Here is a 24,740-nt window from a genome sequence, read left to right as displayed (position 1 = left end):
TTCAACAAAAAATGCATAAAATAAGTCTAAAAGACTGGGTTATCATACTCACTATCCTGCCAACCACCTTGATCAGTTTTGGCTTGGCTAGTTATTTCTCTTATAGTCGTTCAGTTGAGTTAAATGACTTCTTAGAACAACGTGCTAAAAGCATCATAGAGCCCGTTGCCATTGCCAGTAAAGACCCCTTACTTAATAACGACAGAGATAAACTTCGCCAATTAATAGACTTTACTCACCGTACCCAATCAAACATAGTTAAGAGCATTGTTGTTTTTACCGGTGATAATCAAGTATTTGCTGCCAGTTCCTACCATGGTGATACCCATTTAATGAGACTTAAAGCAGGTGCAGAGCTACCGAGTCATACCATCATGGAAAGTTTAGACGATTACATTATTTTTAGAACGCCTATTATTGAGGAAAACCTTAACGCACAAAGCAATAAAAACGTGACAAGCAATAATAATTTTCGACCTTACTCTACTTTCAATAGCTCTAAGCCATATCCCATTGGCTACATAGCGATACAAATCGACAAGGACCATCTAAATTTCAAGCAACAAAGCCAAGTTTTGATCGCTTTTGCATTTGCATTGCTTGGCTCTTTAATCAGCGCGATCTTTGCTATTAAGCTAATTAAAAAAGTAACTAAGCCTATCAATTCTATGGTTCAAGCTATTGAACGTATTAAAGAAGGAAAGTTGGAAAGTAGAGTGAGTGGTCAACTTATTGGTGAACTCAATTTTTTAAAAAATGGTATTAATGCCATGGCTCAATCACTTGATAGCTACCAAAATGAGATGAATGCCAGCATAGATCAAGCCACTATAGATTTACGAGAAAGTTTAGAGCAATTTGAAATACAAAACGTCGAACTGAGTATTTCTAAACGCAAGGCGCAGGAAGCAAATAGGGTAAAATCAGAATTTCTAGCGAATATGAGCCATGAGTTACGTACACCACTCAATGGCGTTATTGGCTTTACCAGACAAGTATTAAAAACACCCCTCACCGAAAACCAACGTGATTACCTGCAAACGATTGATCGTTCGGCTAATAACTTATTAGCGATTATTAATGATATTCTAGATTTTTCCAAATTAGATGCTGGAAAAATGGTTATTGAAAATATTCCTTTTTCATTAAGAGAGACTCTTGAAGATACTTTAACGCTATTAGCCCCTGCTGCGCATAAGAAAAACATAGAACTATCTATCGATATAGCACAAGAGTTACCGGACTCGCTTGTCGGTGATACGATGCGAATCAAACAAATCATCACTAACTTGATCAGCAATGCGATAAAATTCACCCCACAAGGCTTTGTTGCCGTCGACATCAACCTTGTCGAGGACAACCAAAAAAACATCAAAGTTAAAGTCACTGTCACAGATACCGGTATTGGTATGACGGAGAAACAACAGCAAACTATTTTTGATGCTTTTACTCAAGCAGATCAAAGTATTACTCGTTTATACGGAGGAACTGGCTTAGGTTTGGTTATTTGCCAGCGACTAGCGCAAGAAATGCTTGGAGACATTGGCTTTAGCAGTGAGAAAAACCATGGCTCGAGTTTTTGGTTTACTTTTCAATGTGAAATTAATGCTATGCCATTAATGCTCGAATTAGATAATCAGCATTTAGTGAACAAGACCGTTCTCTACTACGAAGAAAATAATCATAGTAGAGAAGCCACTAAAAATATATTGAAACACCTGAAAATGCGGGTAACAAGTGTTATTAACAAGCATCAATTATCCCAAGTGCTTACTCACAGTAACCAAGCACAGAAACGTTTTGACTATGCCTTGGTTGGCCACAATCACACCGCTACAGCCTTAAGTGATTTACGAAAAACTATTGCGAAGTTATTGCCAATCACTGGCGATATACACTTAGCAATAAACAGTAACTCGCCAAGTTTACAAGAAGCTCTCATAGCCAGTGGTGCTGTTAGCTGTATGAGTAAACCGTTAACACCGAGCGGTTTGGTTAAAGTATTACAACCGACGATAAAGGCTAGTACTGAGAAACTTATCTTAAATGCGCCAATAGGACAAATACTGCCGATTAAAGTGTTAGCGGTGGATGATAATGAGGCTAACTTAAAGCTCATTAATGCCTTGTTGTTGGAGCAAGTTACTCAAGTAACGATAACAGATAACGGCCTTTCAGCTATTGAACTCTGTAAAAAAGAAACCTTTGCCCTTATTTTTATGGATATCCAAATGCCTATATTGGATGGCATCAGTACACTTAAAGAAATAAAGAAACTTTCGATGAATAACGACACGCCAATTATTGCTGTTACTGCACACGCATTAAGTGGTGAGAAAGAAAAAATGCATCAGCAAGGCTTTAATGCTTATATGACAAAACCCATTGATGAAGCTATGTTACGTCATATTATTTATGAGTACTGTGACTTTAATCACTTGGTCAACCCCATTATACCTACTGCAGAGCTGAATGATGTAAGGGCCATTGAAAAAGTCATTGATTGGCCATTAGCCCTTTATCGAAGCGCTAATAAAGCTGATTTAGCCAAAGAAATGTTTTTGGGCTTAGTAGAAAGCTTACCTGAAACTCAGCAAAATATCCTCGACGCTATTGATGCTCAGGATATCACCTTAATTAAGCAATTAGTTCACAAATTAAACGGCGCTTGTTGTTATACTGGTGCACCAAACTTAGCTAAAATCACTATCCAATTAGAAACACAGTTAAAGATGGGCTTAAGTTTAGAGGAGCTTGAACCTGAATTTTTAGAATTTTTTGAACACATTGAACAGGTGCTCTTTGCCGTACCTGAAGCCCTAAAAGAATTTAGTGCTATGTGAGTATAAGTATTTAGACAAAACCAATAAAAAAAGCAACATGAACTGTTGCTTTAGATTTAACTATTTGGCTAAATATTCACGAACTGGGCCGCCATTATTCAGTGATATTAGCGTATCACTATGGTTGGCGAAGTGTCTATATCTCCGTCCTCTGCAATCACTGCGACACCGCCACTACATTGCAATACAGCTAAACTGTGGCCGTTTTCATTACGAACAAAAGTCAGCTCATAGCCGAACTTTCCAAGGCTACTAGCCGAAAATTTTTGTGCCAATGATAGTTTATTCCACCATACTGACTGCTCAGGAACCTCCCTTCTTCGCTCGAGCACTGGTTTCATCTGTGTCTGCATGTTCGACCTCACTTATCTGCATGCCGATTCCTTTCTGCACCTTCGTCCCTAAAGTGTAGACTATAATTTATACAAAGATAAATAAATGAGTGTTTTTTTAATCGCTACTAATACTGCGTTGGTAAACTAGCTATTGTATACCCAAACAACCTCAAGATTCAGGATTCAGCTGGAGTTAGAAACGTCTTTAGGTAAGTTATTGATTGAAGAGAATGTTTATTACCTTGTCGAAATCAATAACGATGGATAAAACGTTTCTCAACCAGTGCTACGGAGACGCATGAGCAATCCATATTCATCGTTGCGTAGGTAATTAAGGACGCTGCATGGATGCAGCTTAATAGAGAATGCAGACGGTACAGGAAGTACCTTATTAAGATAATGCAGGAGCAATTATCTTGAGAATATTCTCCTGAATAATCATTAATAAAATGCGCGTCTTGATTATGAGTCGCTCAGCCGTCCTGAAACTAGGTTCTTGATGTAGCTTGGGTATAAGCTCTTGCTTCTAACATCAACTGCTTCATATCTCGAACGGCTTTGTCTAAACCATCAATAGCAGCACGCGCAATGATGGCATGACCGATATTTAGCTCAAGAATTTCTTTAATAGCAGCAATCGGCTTAACATTAAAGTAATTTAAACCATGACCCGCGTTAACTTTTAGTCCTAGGCTATGGGCATACTTTATCCCTGTAGTTAAGCGCTCTAGCTCTAGTTGTTGCTCGTCCTCTGAAGTCAGATCAGCATAATGCCCGGTATGAATCTCAATATAAGGAGCCTTACTGGCTAACGCTGCATCAATTTGCGCTTTATCAGCGTCAATAAACAAACTTACCGCAATACCTGCAGCCGTTAATTTCTGCGTTGCCTTGGTAATTTTATCTAATTGACCCACAACATCTAAACCGCCTTCAGTAGTCAGTTCTTCACGTTTTTCTGGTACTAAACAACTAAAAGCTGGCTTAACATCACAAGCTATCGCTACCATTTCATCAGTCACCGCCATTTCAAAGTTCATACGGGTATGCAACGTTTGCTTCAATATGTAAATATCTCGATCTTGAATATGGCGTCTGTCTTCTCGTAGGTGAACGGTAATACCATCTGCACCCGCGTGTTCAGCAACACTAGCAGCGTAAACAGGATCAGGATAATTTGTACCTCTGGCTTGTCTTAGCGTGGCGATATGATCAACGTTTACACCTAATAATAATTCCGTCATTTTTTAGTCTCTTGTTAATTTTTTTGAATGATTTCTGACAATATAAATAGCTAAACACTACGTTTTTTTCGCAAAGAGTTTACGACTATTTAAAGGTTTATTTCCTAAAAGTTGATTGATAACCTGACGCATTAATAGCTTAAAGGTATTACTTACTTCTGTCGGAACACCGTTTTTGTATAGGGTCTCTCGCTGTGCAATTGCTTGTAAATGACTTTTATCGAAGCAGTTAATACTGCTTTTTTGATAAGTATCATAAACCGGTACAAAACCTTGCTCGGCGATATAATGAAAGTGTTTAACATCGTGCTCAAAGACCGGACTAAAGTCAAATGACAAACCCAGCTCTTCAAGAAGGGCAAGTTCAAACAGACGTAACTGGGGAGCAATGGCTCTACCTTGACTCAAGGCGGTTAATGTAGCCTGATATTGAATGAATAGCGGCTGACAAGGGATGTGCTCTGTTAGTAAACGAATAAGTAATTCGTTTACATAAAAAGAACTAAACAGACTATGTTTTTTCAACTCAAAAGATTTGGCGATAGCATCAATTTGAGTAATTTGCTTAATCTCCCCCCGCCCCTTCAGTATTAAGCTTAGCGGTAAAAAAGGCTGAATTAAGCCTTTTTTAATAGAGCGTTTAGATTGACCAACATAGACTAGGGCAGTCACTTTGCCATCATACTCTGTTAGTAAATCAACTAACTGTTGATTTTCTCGGTATGGTCGACGGTGTAAAACAAATGCGTTTTGTTCAATCATCTACCGCATCCAACTAGCCAGAGTAATCATCACCGTAACCTAAACTACGTAATGCTCGTTCATCATCAGCCCATCCAGACTTCACTTTTACCCACGTTTCCAAGAAGACTTTACTCTCAAATAAATTTTCCATATCTCGCCTAGCTTCTTGACCGATAGTTTTTAACCTCGCGCCTCGATTACCAATAACCATACGTTTTTGGCTATCACGTTCAACGAGTATTAGGGCATTGATATGGATAATTCCCTTATCATCCATTTTAAATTGCTCTATCTCTACGGTAATAGAGTAAGGTAACTCATCGCCAGTAAAGCGGATTAGTTTTTCACGAATAATCTCAGAGGCCATAAAGCGGCTAGAACGATCAGTTATGTGGTCCTCTGGAAACCAGAAACCGCCTTCAGGAAGAGCAGCTAGACATAATTTGCGAATGGTATCGACACCATGGCCTTTACTGGCTGAAATCGGGACTATCTCTTTAAAGTCGTGCATTTCACCCAATTTTTTCAGATGGGGTAATAATTCATCTTTGTCAGAGATATTGTCTATTTTATTGACAACCAATATACACTCTGCATCACTTTGTTTCACTTTAGACATGACCAACTCGTCATCTTGTGTCCAATGAGTTCCCTCAACTAAAAACATAATTGTTTCAACTTCCGCAATAGAGCTACTTGCCGCACGGTTCATTAATCTATTTATGGCACGCTTTTCTTCTGTGTGTAAACCCGGAGTATCGACTAAAACTGCCTGTCTATTTCCCTCAGTCAAAATCCCCAAAATACGATGACGGGTTGTTTGGGGCTTTTTAGAGGTAATACTAATTTTTTGACCTAATAAGGCATTTAATAATGTTGATTTACCAACATTGGGGCGACCGACAATAGCAATTAAGCCTGCATAGGTTGGTGAGGTATCATTTTGCATAATTTATTTTCTCGTGCTGCTTTATTTGCTTGGGTTACTTTTAGTATGTCGGGGCTTTATTAATTTTGCTTGCTTTGATGAGTTTTTTTTTACTTCATTCGCTTGTTCAATTAAAGCAAGTATTTGCTGAGCCGCTTCTTGCTCTGCTTTGCGGCGACTAGTGCCTTTCGCCACAACGACTTCACTGATCACTGAGGTTTGACAGCGAACGGTAAATTCTTGATTATGAGACTGCCCACTGGTAGCAATAACTTCATAAGTTGGAAGCGGGATTCTTCTCCCTTGCAGAAACTCTTGCAAGCGTGTTTTCGGATCTTTTTGTTCATTACCCGGTTTAATTACCATTAAACGTTTATCAAACCAGTTTAAGATAAGCGCCTTACAGCGTTCAATACTTGAGTCTTGATACACTGCACCAATAATGGCCTCAATAGCATCTTCTAAAATAGACTCACGCCTATGACCGCCACTTTTTAATTCTCCTGGACCCAAAATTAAACATTCGCCCAAATTAAAATCACGAGCCACTTCAGCTAAAGTTACGCCTTTCACTAAACTAGAACGCATTCGTGTTAAGTCACCCTCATCATGGTTTGGGAACTTATCATAAAGTGCTTCTGCAATGACAAAACCAAGGATGGAGTCACCTAAAAACTCAAGTCTTTCATTATGAGCGCCTTTAGCACTACGATGAGTAAGTGCTTGCACCAACAATGAAGGCTGATTAAATTCATAACCAAGTTTTTTGGTTAATCGTGCAAGGTTAAGAGGATTAATTTTCACGTTATTATCTTTATTGGTCATATTAAATTATAGCGCCGATACGCTCAAAGCGAACACCACTGGGTAACCACTTAGGTAAAAAACTATCTTCACTGCGCTTAAAATCAAAACTCATCCAAATAGCAACGGCTTCACCAACAAGATTTTCTTCTGGGACAAAGCCCCAGAAACGGCCATCTAATGAATTATCTCGGTTATCACCCATAACGAAATAATGTTTGGCCGGTACTAAGAACTCATCTGAAGCAGTTCCAGCTTGCCCAAAGTAATGAGCAACTCTTGGTAATGTATGGCTATCATTTAACACTTTATGGCTCTTATTAAGCATTTTAGATTCGAACTCATTCATACCAAATTCCGCATCAGGGCCTTGATATTTACCAAGATAATCTTGTTGTATTTGCACGAACTCTGGACACTTTACATCAGTATCGGTACAAGGGCGCTTTATATAAATTGATTTGTTTCGGTAGATAATACGATCGCCTGGCAAGCCAATAACTCGCTTTATATAGTCTACTCGGGGATCTTGTGGGTACTTGAACACAACAACATCGCCATGTTCAGGCAAATTATTTTCTAAGAATTTATGTCTTACTACTGGATCTCTTAAACCATAATTGAATTTATTGACTAAAATGAAGTCGCCATCTAGTAATGTCGGCATCATCGAGCCTGATGGTATTTGAAAGGGTTCGTATAAGAAAGAGCGTAGGATTAATACAAACGCAATCACAGGGAAGATTTGAACGGCGGTATCAACAAGTGGTGAAGGCTCGATTAATGTTGCAAGAGCTTGTGGAGTAAGCTCTGCTGCACACTGTTCTTTCGCTATATCTTGTGCGGCTAGGGCTTTCAACTTACGTTGTGGTGCTAAGTAAAACTTATCTGCAAACCAAACCATCCCGGTTAATACGGTAATGATCACTAAAATAATCGAAAAATAAACGGCCATACTATTCCTATTTAAAAATCCTATTAGGTAGAAAGTAGCGACTTGCTCTGCTCAGCTGTCGCTACCTCTTAATTCAACTTAATATGTGAACTAACTATCAAGCTTAAGTACAGCTAGGAACGCTTCTTGAGGTACTTCAACATTACCTACTTGCTTCATGCGTTTCTTGCCATCTTTTTGCTTTTGAAGAAGTTTCTTCTTACGACTAATATCACCACCGTAACATTTCGCTGTTACGTTTTTACGTAATTGCTTTACTGTGGTACGGGCAATTACGTTATTGCCAATAGCCGCTTGAATAGCAATGTCAAACTGCTGACGATGGATTAACTCTTTCAGTTTATCAACTAATAAACGACCGCGTGCGGCTGAATGGTTTCTATGGGTGATCATCGCTAAAGCATCTACTCTGTCACCATTGATCATCACATCAACGCGAACCATATCGGCGGTTTCAAAACGAACAAAGTGATAATCAAGTGAAGCATAACCACGACTGGTAGATTTAAGTTTATCGAAGAAGTCCATGACCACTTCAGCCATAGGTAATTCATAAGTTACCGCAACTTGATTGCCGTGATAAATAATATCTTTTTGCACACCACGTTTTTCAATACATAGCTTAATCACATTACCTAAAAATTCTTGTGGTACTAGAATATTAGCTTGAACGATTGGCTCTCTAATCTCATCAATATTATTAACGGCAGGCAAATCTGCTGGGTTATCAATGGATAATAACTCGCCATTAGTACATACGATTTCATAGTTTACCGTTGGCGCTGTAGTAATTAAATCAAGATCATATTCACGGGCAAGACGTTCTTGAATAATCTCCATATGCAGCATGCCAAGGAAACCTATACGGAAACCAAAACCTAACGCTGATGAGCTTTCCGGTTCGAAAAATAAAGAAGCATCGTTAAGGCTTAATTTGTTGAGTGCATCTCTAAAATTTTCATAATCCTCAGAGCTTATCGGGAAAATACCGGCATAAACTTGTGGCTGAGCTTTAGCAAAACCCGCTAATGGCTCAGACGCTTCTTTTTTACTGATAGTGATAGTATCGCCCACTGGCGCACCGTGAATTTCTTTGATACCCGCAATAATAAAACCAACTTCACCGGCTCTTAAAATGCTCGTTTCAGTTTGTTTAGGGGTGAAAATTCCTACTTTATCAATTTGGTGAACTTGTCCAGTAGACATCACCAGCATTTTATCGCCTTTTTTGACTTCACCATTCATTATCCGAACCAGTGAAACAACACCTTGGTAATTATCAAACCATGAATCAACAATCAAAGCTTGTAATGGTGCACCTTTATCACCTTTAGGTGGAGGAATATTGGCAACGATAGTTTCTAATACATCTTCAATGCCCAAACCTGTTTTTGCCGAGCAAGTCACCGCATCGGTAGCATCAATACCAATAATATGTTCAATTTCTTCAGCAACACGCTCAGGGTCAGCTTGTGGTAAATCTATTTTATTTAAAATAGGTATAACTTCTAAATCCATTTCAAGGGCGGTATAACAGTTAGCAACGGTTTGCGCTTCAACGCCCTGCCCAGCATCGACAACGAGCAAAGCACCTTCACAAGAGGCTAATGAACGTGATACTTCATAAGAGAAATCAACATGACCGGGCGTATCGATAAAGTTTAATTGATAAACTTCACCATCTTTTGCTTTATAGTCTAAAGTCACACTTTGCGCTTTAATGGTGATACCACGTTCTCGCTCAATATCCATTGAGTCTAGTACTTGCGCTTCCATTTCACGCTCTTGTAAACCGCCACAATGCTGGATTAGACGGTCAGAAAGTGTAGATTTACCATGGTCAATGTGAGCTATGATACTAAAGTTACGTATATTCTTCATTTTTATAGATTTTCTCTAAATAATGGATTATTTTTCAAACTTAAAATCCCGAAAAGGAATCAAGGAAAAATATTAAATGCAATAATGTGAGGGATTTTAACGAATTTACTGTCTTGGGGCTATCTTTTGTTCAGATATCTTTTGTTTCAAGCCGTGACAGGCTGAGACTTATTTGCCTTGACTTGGCGAAGAGAGAACTTCAATTATTCTCGGTTGTAAATTTTCACTCTGTTCACCCTGTTTTTGCTTAAACTTGGCAAGCCTATATCCTAAATACCCCCCCGTTAAGCCAAAACCTAGCGCAATGAGTTCATGAGGTAATATTTGCTGATTAAATAACCACTGCCCAACCGCGGAAAAAGAAATCAAACCAAATATGGGCAGTAAATAAACTTGACCGGAACTCGATAACAGATGTTTTTCCGGTAGGGCTATTACCACATCGCCCCCCAGTTTTAAACTGGTACCATGAGTTGTGACATCATAGGGTAAAGTTAACATGAGCTTTCGTTGCGGCAGCGCTTTAGCAATTTGACCACTACCACAACTATCAACTTGCGCACAACCACTACAAGTTGATTTTATTTGACTTGTAACGGTAACTTGGCCGTTCTCAATGGCAGTAATAGTAGCTTGCTCTTTAATCATGTTTTTCTTCTCTGACAGGATGCTGAACATTGCCGGAACCGTTGCCACTACTTTGGATCTTGTTCTGGTCATGATTTTTCTGTTCATTAATTGGTCTATATTTTATTGATTCAGCAATTTTTCTCGCCGTAGCTAATGGTATATTACCAACAACACCCACTTCAATCCCTTGTACAATATAATTAAAAACCATAATTGCGCCATCATGAGCGTATTCTGGTTCTCTATACGTCTGCTGGCTTGGATTCACATAAACGGATATATCGACTAGACCATCAGAAAAACGCATTAAATCTACTGATTTACTAGTGTCTTGATTATAACTGTTTAACCTATGTTGATTTGATTTTACTTTAGAAAACCCTTGTGGAAGCCAACCTAACTGCCAAGGTAAGGCGGTATTTTTCTGTTGATTATTTAGCGTTATAATCGCGGGTAACTCTGTGTTTTGTAACTGCTCTAAATTATCAGATAACTTGTCGGTTACCTCTATATGGGTAAATTGAACTTGCTCCAGTAACTGCCCTTGACGGTTAAGCACAGCCATTTTTAGTAACAGACCTGTTTGTTGATCAAGCCAGAGCCAGTAACTGAGGCGATATTTATCTTTTGCAACAATTCGAACAAGTTGAGCAACACGCCCTAAAACTCGACTGCGGCCAACAGAAATAAAGCGATAACTTTCTTCTATATCGCTTATATCTCCTCTAAAAATTGTCGGTATGGGACTGTGAACCTCATCAGAAATAATAGAGTAAGGCTCTATTTCCGGCTCGATATAACTCACGATATCACCTTGGCGTAAGACATCACGACGCGGTCCATTAAGGCGAGAAAGTATTTCTAGTTCTTGGTCATTTTCACCAATGCCATGCAGCCAATGATAAGGCTCGGCTTGATTGTTTTTAACAACAACAAAAGAAGTAGTGAAGTTGAGTTGACGAAGTGACTGGGAGAGTCGGTCGAGCCACAGTTTGGCCGTATCGGTAGTTATTGCCGATACGTTAAAGCTTAGCAGCAATAAAAAAAGTGCCGATAATTTCATAGGTTCTCAAAAATGATGGCTGAAAGTGCAATTATCAACTAATTCAGCCAATCAAGCTATTTTATATTACTACCTATTTTCATTTGCTGATTATGATCTTTTAAAAGAGCTTGCAAACGTTGATGTTGCGCAACTCTCTGAGCAACTAATTGCTCATTAATTGCTTGTTTTGACTTTTGCAGACCCGATTGGTGTTGAACCTGAGGTGATTGCACATTAAAACTTACCGGGTTGGCATAACCCGCTAAAGGTACAGTTTGTACCACGTCACTTGGTGTTACTGATAAATTATCAGTAACATTATGTTGAACACCAACAATCATTAAAGCAGCAGCAGAGGCGGCGATGGCAACTTGCCCCATAGGCTTGATAAAAGCAGAAACTCTGGCTTTAAATCGGTATGTCGCATCAATAACACCACCAGTGTTCTTCGACGCTTGTATTTGGGAGACAAGACCGTCATCCTCTGCAGCTAAGCCATTATTTTTTGGTAAATTTTCGTTTGAAGACTGTGCTGCGGAATTAGGTGACAATATAGTAGCTTCTTGAGCAATTGCCGCCGAAATAATTTCACTTAAATCTAGTGGTAAAGACTGCTGAACTTCATCACGCAGTACATCACCTATTAGATGGTAGTTTTGCCAGGTACTAGATAAACTTTCGTCCTTTAGCATGCTATCAACTAAATGAGCGCTAACCGTATCGTCTGCTGATGGCGAGTAATTATCAACTAATGATGATATTGATTCTGATTTATTTTCACTCATACATTTACCTTAAAACACCTAGTTAAATCTGCTTTCACAAATGACTTAATTACTTCTTTGTAATAAAGGACGAATTTTCTTGTCTATGGCATCACGAGCTCTAAAAATACGTGATCGTACTGTGCCTACAGGACATTCCATTATCGTAGCTATTTCTTCATAGCTAAGCCCTTCAATTTCTCGAAAGTTAATCGCTAAACGTAAATCTTCGGGTAGAGATTCCATGGTACTGAAAATAATTTTTTTAATTTCTTCGGTAAGTAATATTTTTTCAGGAGAGGCATTCTCCCGCAAAGCACCACCACCGTCGTAAAGTTCAGCATCATCAATTTCCACATCATTACTTGGTGGTTTACGACCAAGCGCTACACTATGGTTTTTTGCACAATTGACCGCAATCCGATAAAGCCAAGTATAAAAAGCACTGTCCCCTCTAAAATTAGGCAAGGCTCTATATGCTTTAATAAAGGCTTCTTGTACTATATCTGGTACATCACTATGATTTTTAACATAGCGACTCACTAAATTAGCAACTTTGTGCTGATATTTAGTTACCAGCAGGTTAAAGGCATTTTTATCGCCACGCTGAACCCGTTCAACAAGTTGCTGATCTATATTTGGTTCGCTCTTTTGAGCCATATCTTTTAACACTGACAATTGATTGCTACTCATATTTTCCATTGGCTCGAAACAAACGCATAAAATAAGACTAGTGTATTGTTAAAAAGTTCTGTTTATTTTCAATCTTTTTAAAAATAGTTCATTAAATAGCTTGTAGAGCAATGATATTACATTTTCCAGAAGGTAATTAAACGCTATTTCTGGCAGCTTATATCTATGTATTATAGAATACCTGAATCTTATTTACTTATACATTCGCTTTAACAGCAGAATTAAACCAATTCAACATGACTCAACAAAACAATTGTGATGTTTTAATCATAGGTAGTGGCGCCGCAGGCTTAACCTTAGCGCTACATTTAGCTAAAAGTGCTGATGTCGTCATTTTAAGTAAAGGGCCATTAAACGAAGGCTCTACATATTATGCCCAAGGAGGCATTGCCGCGGTCTTTGATGAGAATGATAGTATTGCCGCTCATGTTGAAGACACTATTATTGCTGGTGCTGGTTTGTGTGATGAAGAGACCGTACGCTTTACCACTGAAAATGCTAAGTCTTGTTTAGAGTGGTTGATTGGCCAGGGTGTTGCCTTTGATAAGGAGCATAATGCTAAGGGGGAAGACCGTTACCACTTAACGCGCGAAGGCGGTCATAGTCATCGTAGAATATTACATGCCGCTGATGCAACAGGCCAAGCCATCCAAACAACGTTAGCCGATCAAGTAAAGCAACATTCACGTATTCGTATATTTGAACGATTTAATGCTATCGACCTAATTTGTCAACCTAGCTCCTCGGGTAGCCAACCAAAACAGTGTATTGGCGCCTATGTATGGAATAGAAATACTGAAAAAGTAGAAAGCATCTATGCACAAAAAACTATTTTAGCGACTGGCGGTGCTAGCAAGGTATATCAATATACTTCTAATCCCGATGTTGCTAGTGGTGATGGTATTGCAATGGCATGGCGTGCAGGTTGTCGCGTTGCCAATATGGAATTCAATCAATTTCATCCGACTTGTTTATTTCACCCTTCTGCTGGTACCTTTTTACTGACCGAGGCGCTTCGCGGTGAAGGCGCTAAGTTAAGACGCCCTGATGGCAGTCGCTTTATGCCTGCTTTTGATGAACGCGCAGAGTTAGCACCACGTGATATTGTTGCTCGGGCGATTGATTATGAAATGAAACGCTTAGGTGCAGATTGTATGTACCTTGATATTAGCCATAAACCCAGTGACTTTATTAAGCAGCATTTTCCAACTATCTATGAAAAAACTATGTCCTTAGGCATAGATATTACTAAACAACCTATTCCTATTGTGCCTGCCGCTCATTATACCTGTGGTGGTGTTATGGTTGATCATCAAGGTAGAACTGATATTAGCCAACTCTATGCTATTGGTGAAATGTCATATACCGGTTTGCACGGTGCAAATCGTTTAGCCAGTAACTCTCTACTTGAATGCCTAGTTTTTGCTAGAGCAGCAGCCATAGAGATCACTGAGAGCTTAGTGCAAGATAACCGCTACTTAACGCTACCACTTTGGGATGAGAGCCGAGTAACTGACTCAGATGAAGAAGTGGTCATTCAGCATAATTGGCACGAGCTTAGATTATTTATGTGGGATTACGTTGGCATTGTTCGCACCACAAAACGTCTTGAACGAGCATTACATCGGGTTGAGTTGTTACAGAGAGAAATAGAAGATTATTATCAAAACTTTAAAGTCAGTAATAATTTACTTGAATTAAGAAACCTAGTGCAGGTGGCTGAGCTCATTATCAAATGTGCCATGGAGCGAAAAGAGAGTAGAGGTTTACATTACACCTTAGATTATCCAGACTTATTACCAACGGCACAACCAACCATACTATCACCCAGTTAAACTAAACTAGAACAAAGTTAACTTAGCTGCTTTATCACTCGAGCAAGACGAGAGAAATCTTGCTCGGAAATACTATCCTTAAATATAAAAAACTGTTTCAGGGTATGATTTACCACAATACTGCGCTGACTGAGTACCGACTCACTTGGCACCATAATCAACCAACAACCAATAAAGCTCACTCGACTCACTTGTACAAGTTGATAACGCTGCGGGTTTTTATCTAGGTGAATATCGCCACTCTCCGTTAAGGTAAAGGAGTGAATGATGGGCTGAGTATGTTTAACATTTACCAAGAAGCATAGATATATGAGGCCTATCACCGCGATAACTAGCGCTAGAACATAGTAATAGGTAAAGTTTACTAACAATATTAAGCTAAGTATTAGCCCTAATAAACCATACGTAGCGAGCTTTAAGCGAGATTTACGAACATTGACATTATACTTTGACGCGTTTGAGTATAAATTGCACCATAGCGTTGAATTCTGTATCTTCACAAACTTCATGCCCCATAAACCATGCAAATAATTCAGGATCTTGACTAGTCAGTAAACGTTCAAAAATAAACTGATCTTTTATTGATAAGTCATCATAAGCTTCATCGACAAAAGGAATAAACAATACATCTAACTCTAGCATACCGCGACGACATGCCCACTTTAAGCGAGCTTTATTAACTTTTGAAATATTAGTCGAGTTTTCATTATTTGTCACTGCATTGCTTGAAGCTTCATTACCAGACATAAGTACCCCTTGTTGATGAACACTGGTGATTAACACGGACGCATTGTAACAATAACTCAGCCAGCACAGCTATTAAAAACAGTAATTACTACTAATATAATCCATCACCTTAGTTGTTTTTGCCATTTTCGCCCCTATTCTATAGTTAACCTTTAATATATACCCGTTACCAATCAAAGTGCAGGATTTCAGTGGGAATTAAAATGGCTTTAGGCAAGGAGAATAATTTAAGCATAGTCATTCTATGGTTTGATTATTTAAACGCGGTATAAAGTCATTTTAAACCCATCGAAGAAGCGTTTGAGCAACATCACTTCATCGTTGCTGTGACTTATAATGGAACAACCATTATTTCATCACAGCGCCTTGAATTTAAATTGCTCAAGCACTCTGAAACATGCATCTTGAATGGTCACGGGTATACAAGCCGCGATTTTTCATTGAGTTCAATATGACCACTACTATCAGCACACAATTACCATCATTAGCACAACTACCAGCGACTTACCTTATTGAACTTAGTGAATTTGGGGCAATTTCGTTATCTGGTGAAGAGCAAAGCAAATATCTGCAAGGACAAGTTACTTGTGATGTTGACAATAGCACCGCAACAAACCTACTTGTTGGGGCTCACTGTGATGCCAAAGGAAAAGTTTTTTCCGTTTTTAGATTAATTAACCGCTCTGCTGCTCATTTATTATTACAACCTAAAGCCGGTATTGAAAATTCACTTAACGCACTGAAAAAATTTGGTGTTTTCGCTAAGGTTAATATCGATGAGGCTAAAGAGCTATGCTTTATTGCTTTGGTTGGTAAAGAAGCAAGTTCATTATTGCAACAAGAGTTCGCGCAAGTCCCTGATAGTTTAAGTCCGGTAGTACAAGTTGGCTCAACCAGCCTAGTTTACCTTTGTGGTGATCAGCCTCGTTATATCATCATTGATGAAGAAATCGCTATATCAGTACTCATCGAGAAGTTAGCACTTCCTACATACTCTCATTCAGTTTGGGATTTATTAGAAATAAGCCAAGGTTTTCCCATTTTAACTGCAAGTACTAGTGGTCACTACGTTCCTCAAATGCTCAACTTACAGGCTATTAATGGTATAAGTTTCACTAAGGGTTGTTACCTTGGCCAAGAAACCGTCGCTAGAATGCAGTATTTAGGAAAAAATAAACGCGCTCTATTTTCTTTGCAGGTACAACTAACAGCACAGCTGCAAGCTGATGACAAAATTGAAAAGCAATTAGGCGATAACTGGCGTAAAGCTGGCGATATCCTCGCTTATTATCAAGCAGATGACGGTAGTTGTGTCATACAAGCCGTGCTTGCTAACGATGGTGAGCTGCCAACAATGCGCATTGCTTCGCAAACGGACTCTGTCATAATAAATCAAACATTACCGTATACCCTTGCGGCTGAATAAGCTCAATATTTAAAATCATTAGGATAAAACATGAAAATCGCTAAAAACAATGTTGTTGTTATGCACTATGCAGTATCTGACAGCGAAGGCACATTAATTGATAGTTCATACGAAGATGAGCCCATGGCTATTATTCAAGGTACAGGTTATTTAATTCCTGGCTTAGATGATGCGATTTTAGGTTATAAAATGGGAGACAAATTCGAAGTTGCAGTATCTTGTGATCAAGCTTACGGTGAGCGTTTTGACGATTATGTACAAACAGTGCCTAGAGAAGCTCTTGCTGGTGTTGAAGATCTTGGTTTAGGCACCCAATTGCGTGCAACAACAGATGATGGTGAACAAACTGTGATTGTTATTGATGTGCAAGATGATGAGATTACCGTTGACGGTAACCATCCCCTTGCAGGTTTAGACTTAAGTTTTGATGTTGAGATTATTGAAGTGCGTGAAGCCACTGCTGAAGAACTTGAACATGGTCATGTCCACGTTGAGGGCGGTTGTGGTCACAATCACTAAAAACATTTAATACCAATCTGTATAAGACTTAAGAGCTAAAATACCCACTAAATTAAGCCATAAAAAAACGTAACCTTACGTCTAAGATTACGTTTTTTTTGTACTTATTTTTAGCTATAGAAGCTTAGTTTTAGACTCTTTATAAACTACTGTGTTACAGCTTCTACTTTTTTATCTTCGGTCTCAACTGTTTTTGATAAAAACATATCGCGTAATTTAGTATCAACATCTTTCGCCATTTCAGGATGTTCATCTAAATATTTAGCCGCGTTAGCTTTACCCTGACCAATACGTTCACCATTACAACTATACCAAGCACCCGCTTTTTCAACAAAACCATGCTTAACGCCTAGCTCAATTAATTCGCCTAAGTTGTTAATACCTTGACCGTATAAAATTTGGAATTCAGCTTGTTTAAACGGTGGTGCAATTTTATTTTTAACCACTTTTACTCTAGTTTCATTACCAATGATTTCATCACCATTTTTAACCGCGCCAATACGACGGATATCTAAACGTACTGAAGCATAGAATTTTAATGCATTACCACCCGTAGTGGTTTCTGGAGAACCAAACATAACACCAATTTTCATACGAATTTGATTAATAAAAATAAGCATGGTATTGGATGATTTAAGATTACCGGTTAGCTTACGCATTGCTTGACTCATCATTCGAGCTTGTAAGCCCATGTGTGAATCGCCCATATCACCTTCAATTTCAGCTTTAGGTGTTAAAGCAGCAACAGAATCAACTACAATCACATCAATAGCACCAGAACGCGTTAGCATATCTACAATCTCTAAAGCTTGTTCGCCGGTATCTGGCTGAGAAATAAGTAACTCATCAATATTTACACCTAGTTTTTTTGCATAGATTGGATCAAGTGCATGCTCAGCATCGATAAAGGCACAAACTCTCCCATCACGTTGTGCTTGAGCAATAACTTCTAAAGTTAATGTCGTTTTACCACTTGATTCAGGGCCATAAATTTCAACAACACGACCTAACGGTAAACCACCAGCACCTAGTGCAATGTCTAATCCTAATGAACCAGTAGAAATAGTTTCTATGTCCATGGTGGTATTATCACCAAGTTTCATTATTGAACCTTTACCAAACTGTCTCTCGATTTGACTTAAGGCTGCTGCTAGTGCTTTTTCTTTATCGTCTTTCATTGAATACTCCGCGAGCTGTTGTGTTATTTCGTTTTAATGAAGCAAGTATACTGTAAGTGCGTACAGTATCAAGTTCTTTTACAATATTTTTTATCTAACCAACAAAAACAAATGGACCATACATACAAGCAACTGAATAAGTTGACATTTATTTAACATAGTAACTTTTTTTAATTTAACATTAAAAAGTTACTACTTAGGTGTTGTAGCAAGTAATCACGTTATCATACAGTACTTTTTTCATTCAAAAAAAATAGCTAACCTGCTAGTTTTTGTTGTCCTATTTTTACTATTTGCTGTGATATTTTCTTATTAATACCTTTAACTAGCACCCAACTATGCCAAAATAAAGTTTCAATTAACTCATTCTCTGGTGATAGGTTAATTAGCTCCCCACTGAGTAACTCCCGAGTGATTTGTAATTTCGGCAGCAAGCAATACGCCACACCTTGTTTTGCTAGGGCAACAAAAGCTTCTGACGACCGTACGCTATGACAATAATACTCACTGGCCGCTAAATTATAATGCTTAGCAATATAACGCACATGCATATCATCTTTATGATCAAAACTTATTGCCGGCGCCATTTTCAGAGAACTTTGATTAACGCCGTTAGGAAAGTATTTTTGTGCAAAACCTTCGCTAGCCACCAAGCAATATTCCATCTCACCTAATTTGAACGATCGATAACCTTTGAGCGGTTGCTCAATAACACTTACTGCGCCAATGGCTTGACCGCTGCGTAACTTATCTAACGTCCGCTCTTCATGCTCAATGATGAGGTTTAATTCCACTAAGTGATCCTTGAGCACTGGGGTAATGGCATCAATAAACCAAGTAGCAATGCTATCAGCGTTAATGGCTAACGATACTTTCATCGGCATTACCGGCGTTTCTGGCGATAATAATGGTATTAGCTCATGCTCAAGCTGCTTAACCTTCTTAAAGTGGCTCAGTAATTGCTCTCCTGCAGGCGTGGTAATAATGGGTTGATTACGAATAAGTACCGGTTGGCCAACATGCTCTTCTAGTGCCTTAATTCGTTGTGAAATAGCAGATTGTGAAATAAATAATTTTTGCGCCGCTAATTCAAAACTTTGTTGTTCAATGACTTCTGCTAATGCAGCAAGCAACTTATAATCAAAATTTTCCATAAATCCTCTTATTACTCACAACCTCAGTCATAAGTTTTACTAATGATAGTTAAATATTATTAATTATAATTAAATGAAAAATTAGTGCAAACTAGGGGCTATTGATCTTTCAGGGTTAAATTTTATTCAATTTAAAACGGACTTAATCGCGGCGCGAGCTTTGAATCATAGTTATTCTATTAGAGAAGCGAGCAACAAGAAGTAAGTTCATTTTAAATGAACCCAAAGGGCAGCACTTGTTTGAAATTTATACGGCGTTATCGCAAGTTCATGTAGCCACACCACTTCACATGCTCTGCCTTGCCTAAATATCAAAGATGTTGCTGTAAAAGTAATATCGAAAGTTCAACAGCCCCTAACTTTATTAAATCCCCTGACAATTTTACCGAGTACCATTATGAGCTTATTAATTTTAGCCAAAGGCTTTACCCTGACATTAAGCATGATCATGCCCATAGGCACACAAAATTCTATGTTAATTAACCAAGGAATTAGTCGAAACCATCATAAAATGACGGCGGCACTTTTTGTACTTTATGATGTTTTATTAATTAGCCTTGGTGTCCTAGGTGGTAGTATTTTACTGTCACAAAGCCCCACTTTATTTAATCTATTAACCTGGGGCGGCATTTTATTTCTTAGTGTCTATGGCTTATTGTCAATGAAATCGGCTTTTGCCAAAAATAACAATAGCGCTGATAGCGTATTGAAAAAAAAATCGGCTAAAATTGTTTTCTTAACCACGCTCGCGGTCACTTTTTTAAACCCACATGCTTATATCGATACGGTTATGGTCATTGGTAGCGTGGGTGGGCAATATGCCGGTGAGGCAAAGATATACTTTCTTATTGGCTCTATTTTAGGCTCAATGGCTTGGTTTGGTTGTTTAGCGTTAGGCGCGGCTAAGCTATCTAAGCAATTAAGTAGACCAAGGGTAAAAATGACTATAGATATCATTATTGCTTTAGTTATGTGGTTAGTTGCTTGGTCACTCTTTAATACCTGGATGGCAAGGTAATAAATATTGCCCCTATGCTTATCAAAAAATGAGAAATGCTAATCCTGCTTATGGCATAATCTAGCGAGAATGCCTGCCGGTATTTTCATCCCTAGTACTAAGCTAACAACAAGCTAGTAATAACATAAGAGTTTTAGCATTTCATGACCACTGCCATAAAAGATCTTTCATCACATACACCCATGATGCGCCAGTACTTAACCATTAAGGCTGAGTTCCCAAATATTTTGATCTTTTATCGCATGGGCGATTTCTACGAATTATTTTTTGATGATGCCAAAAAAGCCTCTGACTTATTAGATATATCGCTTACTGCCCGTGGTAAAACTGGTGGTAACGCCATTCCAATGGCTGGTGTGCCTTATCATGCAGTGGAAAATTATTTAGCCAAACTGGTTGCTTTAGGTGAGTCAGTCGCTATTTGTGAACAAATAGGCGATCCCGCGACCAGCAAGGGTCCGGTTGAACGTAAAGTAGTGCGGGTTATCACGCCAGGTACACTCAGTGATGAAGCATTGCTACTGGATAGGCAAGATAACCTCATTGTTGCCATCGTTGATAATCAATCTCCACAAGCAAAGCTAAAAACCAGCTCAGCCCCAGCTTTTGGACTGGCTTATTTAGATATGGCCAGTGGCCGCTTTGTTTTAACTGAACCACAAACCAGTGAACAACTGCAAGCTGAACTACAAAGGTTATCACCGGCGGAATTACTTTATAGTGAATCACTACAAGATTTTAGTTTAATCGAGCAAAGAAAAGGTTTACGCCGTCGTCCTGAATGGGAATTTGATCTAGAAACCGCCATTAGTTTATTAAATAAACAGTTTGATACTAAAGAATTAACCGGCTTTGGTGTTGATGACAAACCCTTAGGTTTAGCGGCTGCAGGGTGTTTATTCCAATATGTTAAAGATACTCAACGCACTGCTCTGCCCCATATTCGCGCCATTATTTGTGAATCAGCCAATACTGGCGTGGTACTTGATGCTGCCACCCGACGTAATTTAGAGTTAACGCAAAATTTGCAAGGTGGACTTGAGAATACCCTAGCGTCAATTTTAGATAAATCATCGACGCCAATGGGCTCGCGTCTACTTAAACGTTGGTTGCACTTCCCATTACGCGACCTAACCGTGCTTCATAATCGCCAAAATGCGGTAAGTGATATTATAGCGCGAGACCTGATCACACCAATTCAACCAATATTAAAAGGCTTAGGCGACATTGAACGTATTGTTTCTAGAATAGCTTTAAGATCTGCACGACCGCGAGATTTTGCTCGCTTACGCCATGCATTACAACAACTACCAGAGTTGCAGAATGAGTTACCGAATGAACTTAACAATGAGTTAACTGAATCGCCCGCTAATTACTTAAGTACTATAGCTCAACAAAGCCAACCCATGCCGCAGTTACAAGCATTACTTGAACATGCCATAATCGAAAACCCCCCGGTACTTATTCGCGACGGCGGTGTTATTGCGCCAGGCTATAATAGCGAACTCGATGTATTACGTGATTTAAGTGATGGTGCTACCGAGTTTTTAAAACAACTGGAACAACGAGAAAAAGAGCGCACTGGCATTCACTCCCTAAAAGTTGGCTATAACAAGGTGCATGGCTTTTTTATTGAGATGAGCCGCACCGCCGCCGCTAATGTCCCTGATGATTATATCCGCCGTCAGACATTAAAAAATAATGAGCGCTTTATTACCGAAGAATTAAAAGAACATGAACATAAGGTGCTAAGTGCAAGAAGTAAATTCTTGGCCTTAGAAAAATCGCTTTATCAGGAGTTGTTCGATCAGGTCATGCCTGATTTAGCGCAATTGCAGCAATTAAGCCAAGCCATCGCAGAACTTGATGTCTTGACCACCTTCGCAGAGCGCGCCTTAGCGTTGGATTATGTTAAGCCAACACTGGTAACAGAGCCTGGCATTATCATTGACGCTGGTCGACATGTTGTGGTTGAGCAAATGACCAGTGATGCTTTTATCGCAAACTCAGTCCTGTTAACTGAACAGCGTAAAATGTTGATAATAACCGGCCCGAACATGGGCGGTAAATCAACCTATATGCGTCAAACCGCCTTAATCGTATTGCTTGCTCATATAGGTTGCTACGTACCGGCTAGCAGCGCGACTATAGGCTTAGTTGATAGAATATTTACTCGAATAGGCGCCTCAGATGATTTAGCCAGTGGTCGTTCAACTTTTATGGTCGAAATGACGGAAACCGCTAATATCTTACACAACGCTACCGACAGAAGTTTAGTGCTACTTGATGAGATTGGCCGTGGTACAAGTACCTATGACGGTTTATCACTCGCTTGGGCTTGTGCAGAAATGTTAGCATTAAAAACCAAGGCCTTTACCCTCTTTGCCACGCATTATTTTGAGCTAACGATGCTAGCAGAGCAAATTGAAACCCTTGCCAATGTTCACTTAGATGCCATGGAACATGACGATACCATCATTTTCATGCATACAGTGCAAGAAGGCGCCGCCAGTAAAAGCTTTGGCTTACAAGTGGCTCAATTAGCGGGTGTGCCCAAAATGGTAATAAAACGCGCTAAGCAAAGGTTAAGTGAATTAGAGCAGCAACAAATACCCTCGGTATTGACTGCCAGTCCAGTACAAAGTAATGCTTTTGAACAGCTGAATTTAACTCCTGATGAACATCCTGCATTAACTATGCTTATCGATACCGATGTTAATGACTTAAGCCCGAGACAAGCGTTAGACTTACTATTCGCTTTGAAGGAACAGCTTTAAAAGCTAGCTTTATACTCTACTGTATTTCCCGTTGAGCATAGAGTACTCAACGGGCAGTGATAGACAATTTCATGCATCCCATAACTTGTTACTAAGCAAAACAACCAGCTAATCAATACCTAATAAATAGCCTAATAACTTTTCTAATAACGGTTCTTATAAACTCACTAATAAATCAAACTTTATAAACGAAAAAAGCCTCAGCAGTACTATTTATAATTAGTAATGCTGAGGCTTTATCTTTATATGGTGCCCCGACCCGGATTTGAACCAGGGACACGAGGATTTTCAATCCTCTGCTCTACCAACTGAGCTATCGGGGCATTCTCAAGGGAGTTGAACTCTCTGAAGAGCGCGTATAGTATAGTTAAAAATTATCAGTGGCAACCGTTTTATAACAATAATTAACTTAAAGTTTAATTTAGTACTTCATTGATACTTTACCGTGTATTAAGTGGGCAATTATTACCCTAAAGCTAAACTTAAATTTCGCAGTTCTCACCACTATTATCTAACTTGACGCTGGCATGTAAACGCAGGTAATACTTAACTTATACACTTTAGCGCTGATAAGTAGCTGGCGTTATTTCTTTTAGAATAAACATGCCATCCCAATAAGTGTCCCACTCACTTGCTGGTAGTGTCTTTTGATAGTCATTAGCAAAAGCTTCCATAGTACTGCCTTGCAGTGATAAGCCGCTATTTTCAATGTAATTGATGGCTGAGGATGTCGTCTGCTTAAAAAACCCCTCGACTGAGTTTTGTTTTAACTTAGCGACCTGTTTATTTTTTAAATCGATATAACTTAAATACTGCCCTTGCTCTGCGCTAAAGTGCACCATGTAATAAGCATCACCAAAGGTTTCACTAACCACTTTGCCAGCATTAACTTGATTGTTGCCTTCTTTAGTTAAATGCCATGTATGCGCCCAAACAACAATCTTCTTATCTGGGTATTGCTCAGCCCACCATTTAATATTTTCACCCATTTGCTGACTACGGTTATCACCCAATTGCCACTGCCTTTTCGCTTGTGCCAATAACCCTTTGGATATACGCAACCAAAAGCCATTACCGCTTAATTCGAAGTTATCTGCTATTTGATCAAGTTGGTTAAAAAACAGTGTTTCTTGATCTAGTGGAAAACGGACCTTCGAGCCGTCCAAAACTTGCTGAATCTGCTGTGAAAAAATCCGCCACACTTGGCTATTTATCCAGTC

At 39.0% G+C, this 24,740-nt stretch carries 22 protein-coding genes and 1 tRNA gene; 6 read left to right on the top strand and 17 right to left on the bottom strand.

Annotated elements, in window-relative coordinates:
* Positions 1-11 precede the first annotated feature (11 nt).
* Entirely contained in the window at positions 12-2,843 is a 2,832-nt protein-coding gene (gene barA, locus F580_RS0114755; protein ID WP_019028512.1) for a two-component sensor histidine kinase BarA, read from the top strand.
* 107 nt (positions 2,844-2,950) lie between these two features.
* Here barA and F580_RS0114750 read toward each other — a convergent pair whose 3' ends face one another.
* From F580_RS0114750 to rpoE, 11 genes are all read right to left on the bottom strand, one after another.
* Complete coding sequence (locus F580_RS0114750; protein ID WP_019028511.1) at positions 2,951-3,196, bottom strand: hypothetical protein; 246 nt, start codon at positions 3,194-3,196, stop codon at positions 2,951-2,953.
* A 470-nt stretch (positions 3,197-3,666) separates the two neighbouring features.
* Positions 3,667-4,422 (bottom strand): pyridoxine 5'-phosphate synthase, encoded by a 756-nt coding sequence (gene pdxJ / locus F580_RS0114745; protein ID WP_019028510.1) that lies wholly within the window; start codon positions 4,420-4,422, stop codon positions 3,667-3,669.
* Positions 4,423-4,479: 57 nt separating this feature from the next.
* The gene (gene recO / locus F580_RS0114740; RefSeq protein ID WP_019028509.1) at positions 4,480-5,184 is read right to left on the bottom strand and encodes a DNA repair protein RecO; all 705 of its coding nucleotides are present in this window, start codon (positions 5,182-5,184) and stop codon (positions 4,480-4,482) included.
* A gap of 13 nt (positions 5,185-5,197) precedes the next feature.
* Positions 5,198-6,115, bottom strand: a complete 918-nt coding sequence (era, locus tag F580_RS0114735) for a GTPase Era (protein ID WP_019028508.1) — start codon at positions 6,113-6,115, stop codon at positions 5,198-5,200.
* A 21-nt stretch (positions 6,116-6,136) separates the two neighbouring features.
* Positions 6,137-6,892 (bottom strand): ribonuclease III, encoded by a 756-nt coding sequence (rnc, locus tag F580_RS24605; protein WP_157443130.1) that lies wholly within the window; start codon positions 6,890-6,892, stop codon positions 6,137-6,139.
* A gap of 28 nt (positions 6,893-6,920) precedes the next feature.
* A complete protein-coding gene (lepB, locus tag F580_RS0114725) occupies positions 6,921-7,853 on the bottom strand; it encodes a signal peptidase I (protein ID WP_019028506.1) in 933 nt (310 codons plus the stop codon).
* A 90-nt stretch (positions 7,854-7,943) separates the two neighbouring features.
* On the bottom strand, positions 7,944-9,734 hold the full coding sequence (gene lepA, locus F580_RS0114720; protein ID WP_019028505.1) for a translation elongation factor 4: 1,791 nt from the start codon (positions 9,732-9,734) through the stop codon (positions 7,944-7,946).
* 168 nt (positions 9,735-9,902) lie between these two features.
* The gene (locus tag F580_RS0114715; RefSeq protein ID WP_019028504.1) at positions 9,903-10,382 is read right to left on the bottom strand and encodes a SoxR reducing system RseC family protein; all 480 of its coding nucleotides are present in this window, start codon (positions 10,380-10,382) and stop codon (positions 9,903-9,905) included.
* On the bottom strand, positions 10,375-11,427 hold the full coding sequence (locus F580_RS0114710; RefSeq protein ID WP_019028503.1) for a MucB/RseB C-terminal domain-containing protein: 1,053 nt from the start codon (positions 11,425-11,427) through the stop codon (positions 10,375-10,377). Before F580_RS0114710 ends, F580_RS0114715 begins: the two co-directional genes overlap by 8 nt.
* 56 nt (positions 11,428-11,483) lie before the next feature.
* On the bottom strand, positions 11,484-12,194 hold the full coding sequence (locus tag F580_RS0114705) for a sigma-E factor negative regulatory protein (protein ID WP_019028502.1): 711 nt from the start codon (positions 12,192-12,194) through the stop codon (positions 11,484-11,486).
* Positions 12,195-12,239: 45 nt separating this feature from the next.
* A complete protein-coding gene (rpoE, locus tag F580_RS0114700; protein WP_019028501.1) occupies positions 12,240-12,866 on the bottom strand; it encodes an RNA polymerase sigma factor RpoE in 627 nt (208 codons plus the stop codon).
* A 236-nt stretch (positions 12,867-13,102) separates the two neighbouring features.
* On the opposite strand from rpoE, the gene nadB reads away from it, so the two are divergent.
* Positions 13,103-14,701 (top strand): L-aspartate oxidase, encoded by a 1,599-nt coding sequence (gene nadB / locus F580_RS0114695; RefSeq protein WP_019028500.1) that lies wholly within the window; start codon positions 13,103-13,105, stop codon positions 14,699-14,701.
* Positions 14,702-14,718: 17 nt separating this feature from the next.
* Here nadB and F580_RS27240 read toward each other — a convergent pair whose 3' ends face one another.
* Positions 14,719-15,210: a protein YgfX gene (locus F580_RS27240; RefSeq protein WP_342663221.1), complete on the bottom strand. Its 492-nt coding sequence runs from the start codon at positions 15,208-15,210 to the stop codon at positions 14,719-14,721.
* Positions 15,143-15,448: an FAD assembly factor SdhE gene (locus F580_RS0114685; RefSeq protein WP_019028498.1), complete on the bottom strand. Its 306-nt coding sequence runs from the start codon at positions 15,446-15,448 to the stop codon at positions 15,143-15,145. The genes F580_RS27240 and F580_RS0114685 overlap by 68 nt, the downstream gene beginning before the upstream one ends.
* Positions 15,449-15,899: 451 nt before the next feature.
* On the opposite strand from F580_RS0114685, the gene ygfZ reads away from it, so the two are divergent.
* Both ygfZ and F580_RS0114675 read left to right on the top strand, forming a co-directional pair.
* On the top strand, positions 15,900-16,874 hold the full coding sequence (gene ygfZ / locus F580_RS0114680) for a tRNA-modifying protein YgfZ (protein ID WP_019028497.1): 975 nt from the start codon (positions 15,900-15,902) through the stop codon (positions 16,872-16,874).
* Between the two features lie 30 nt (positions 16,875-16,904).
* On the top strand, positions 16,905-17,393 hold the full coding sequence (locus F580_RS0114675; RefSeq protein ID WP_019028496.1) for an FKBP-type peptidyl-prolyl cis-trans isomerase: 489 nt from the start codon (positions 16,905-16,907) through the stop codon (positions 17,391-17,393).
* A gap of 146 nt (positions 17,394-17,539) precedes the next feature.
* Here the strand turns inward: F580_RS0114675 and recA are convergent, their stop codons facing one another.
* Complete coding sequence (recA, locus tag F580_RS0114670; RefSeq protein WP_019028495.1) at positions 17,540-18,571, bottom strand: recombinase RecA; 1,032 nt, start codon at positions 18,569-18,571, stop codon at positions 17,540-17,542.
* Between the two features lie 257 nt (positions 18,572-18,828).
* Positions 18,829-19,725 (bottom strand): LysR family transcriptional regulator ArgP, encoded by an 897-nt coding sequence (locus F580_RS0114665; protein WP_019028494.1) that lies wholly within the window; start codon positions 19,723-19,725, stop codon positions 18,829-18,831.
* Between the two features lie 397 nt (positions 19,726-20,122).
* On the opposite strand from F580_RS0114665, the gene F580_RS0114660 reads away from it, so the two are divergent.
* Positions 20,123-20,743, top strand: coding sequence for a LysE/ArgO family amino acid transporter (locus F580_RS0114660; RefSeq protein WP_019028493.1), 621 nt, complete (start codon positions 20,123-20,125; stop codon positions 20,741-20,743).
* Between the two features lie 143 nt (positions 20,744-20,886).
* Positions 20,887-23,520, top strand: a complete 2,634-nt coding sequence (gene mutS / locus F580_RS0114655; RefSeq protein ID WP_019028492.1) for a DNA mismatch repair protein MutS — start codon at positions 20,887-20,889, stop codon at positions 23,518-23,520.
* Positions 23,521-23,767: 247 nt separating this feature from the next.
* On the opposite strand, the gene F580_RS0114650 is transcribed toward mutS, so the two are convergent.
* Both F580_RS0114650 and F580_RS0114645 read right to left on the bottom strand, forming a co-directional pair.
* Positions 23,768-23,843 (bottom strand) — tRNA-Phe (locus tag F580_RS0114650).
* A gap of 237 nt (positions 23,844-24,080) precedes the next feature.
* A complete protein-coding gene (locus F580_RS0114645; protein ID WP_019028491.1) occupies positions 24,081-24,722 on the bottom strand; it encodes an erythromycin esterase family protein in 642 nt (213 codons plus the stop codon).
* Positions 24,723-24,740: the final 18 nt, after the last annotated feature.

It is taken from the genome of Colwellia piezophila ATCC BAA-637, from assembly GCF_000378625.1.
GTDB classification, from domain to species: domain Bacteria; phylum Pseudomonadota; class Gammaproteobacteria; order Enterobacterales; family Alteromonadaceae; genus Colwellia; species Colwellia piezophila.
This window is presented reverse-complemented; position numbering and strand designations above follow the sequence as displayed.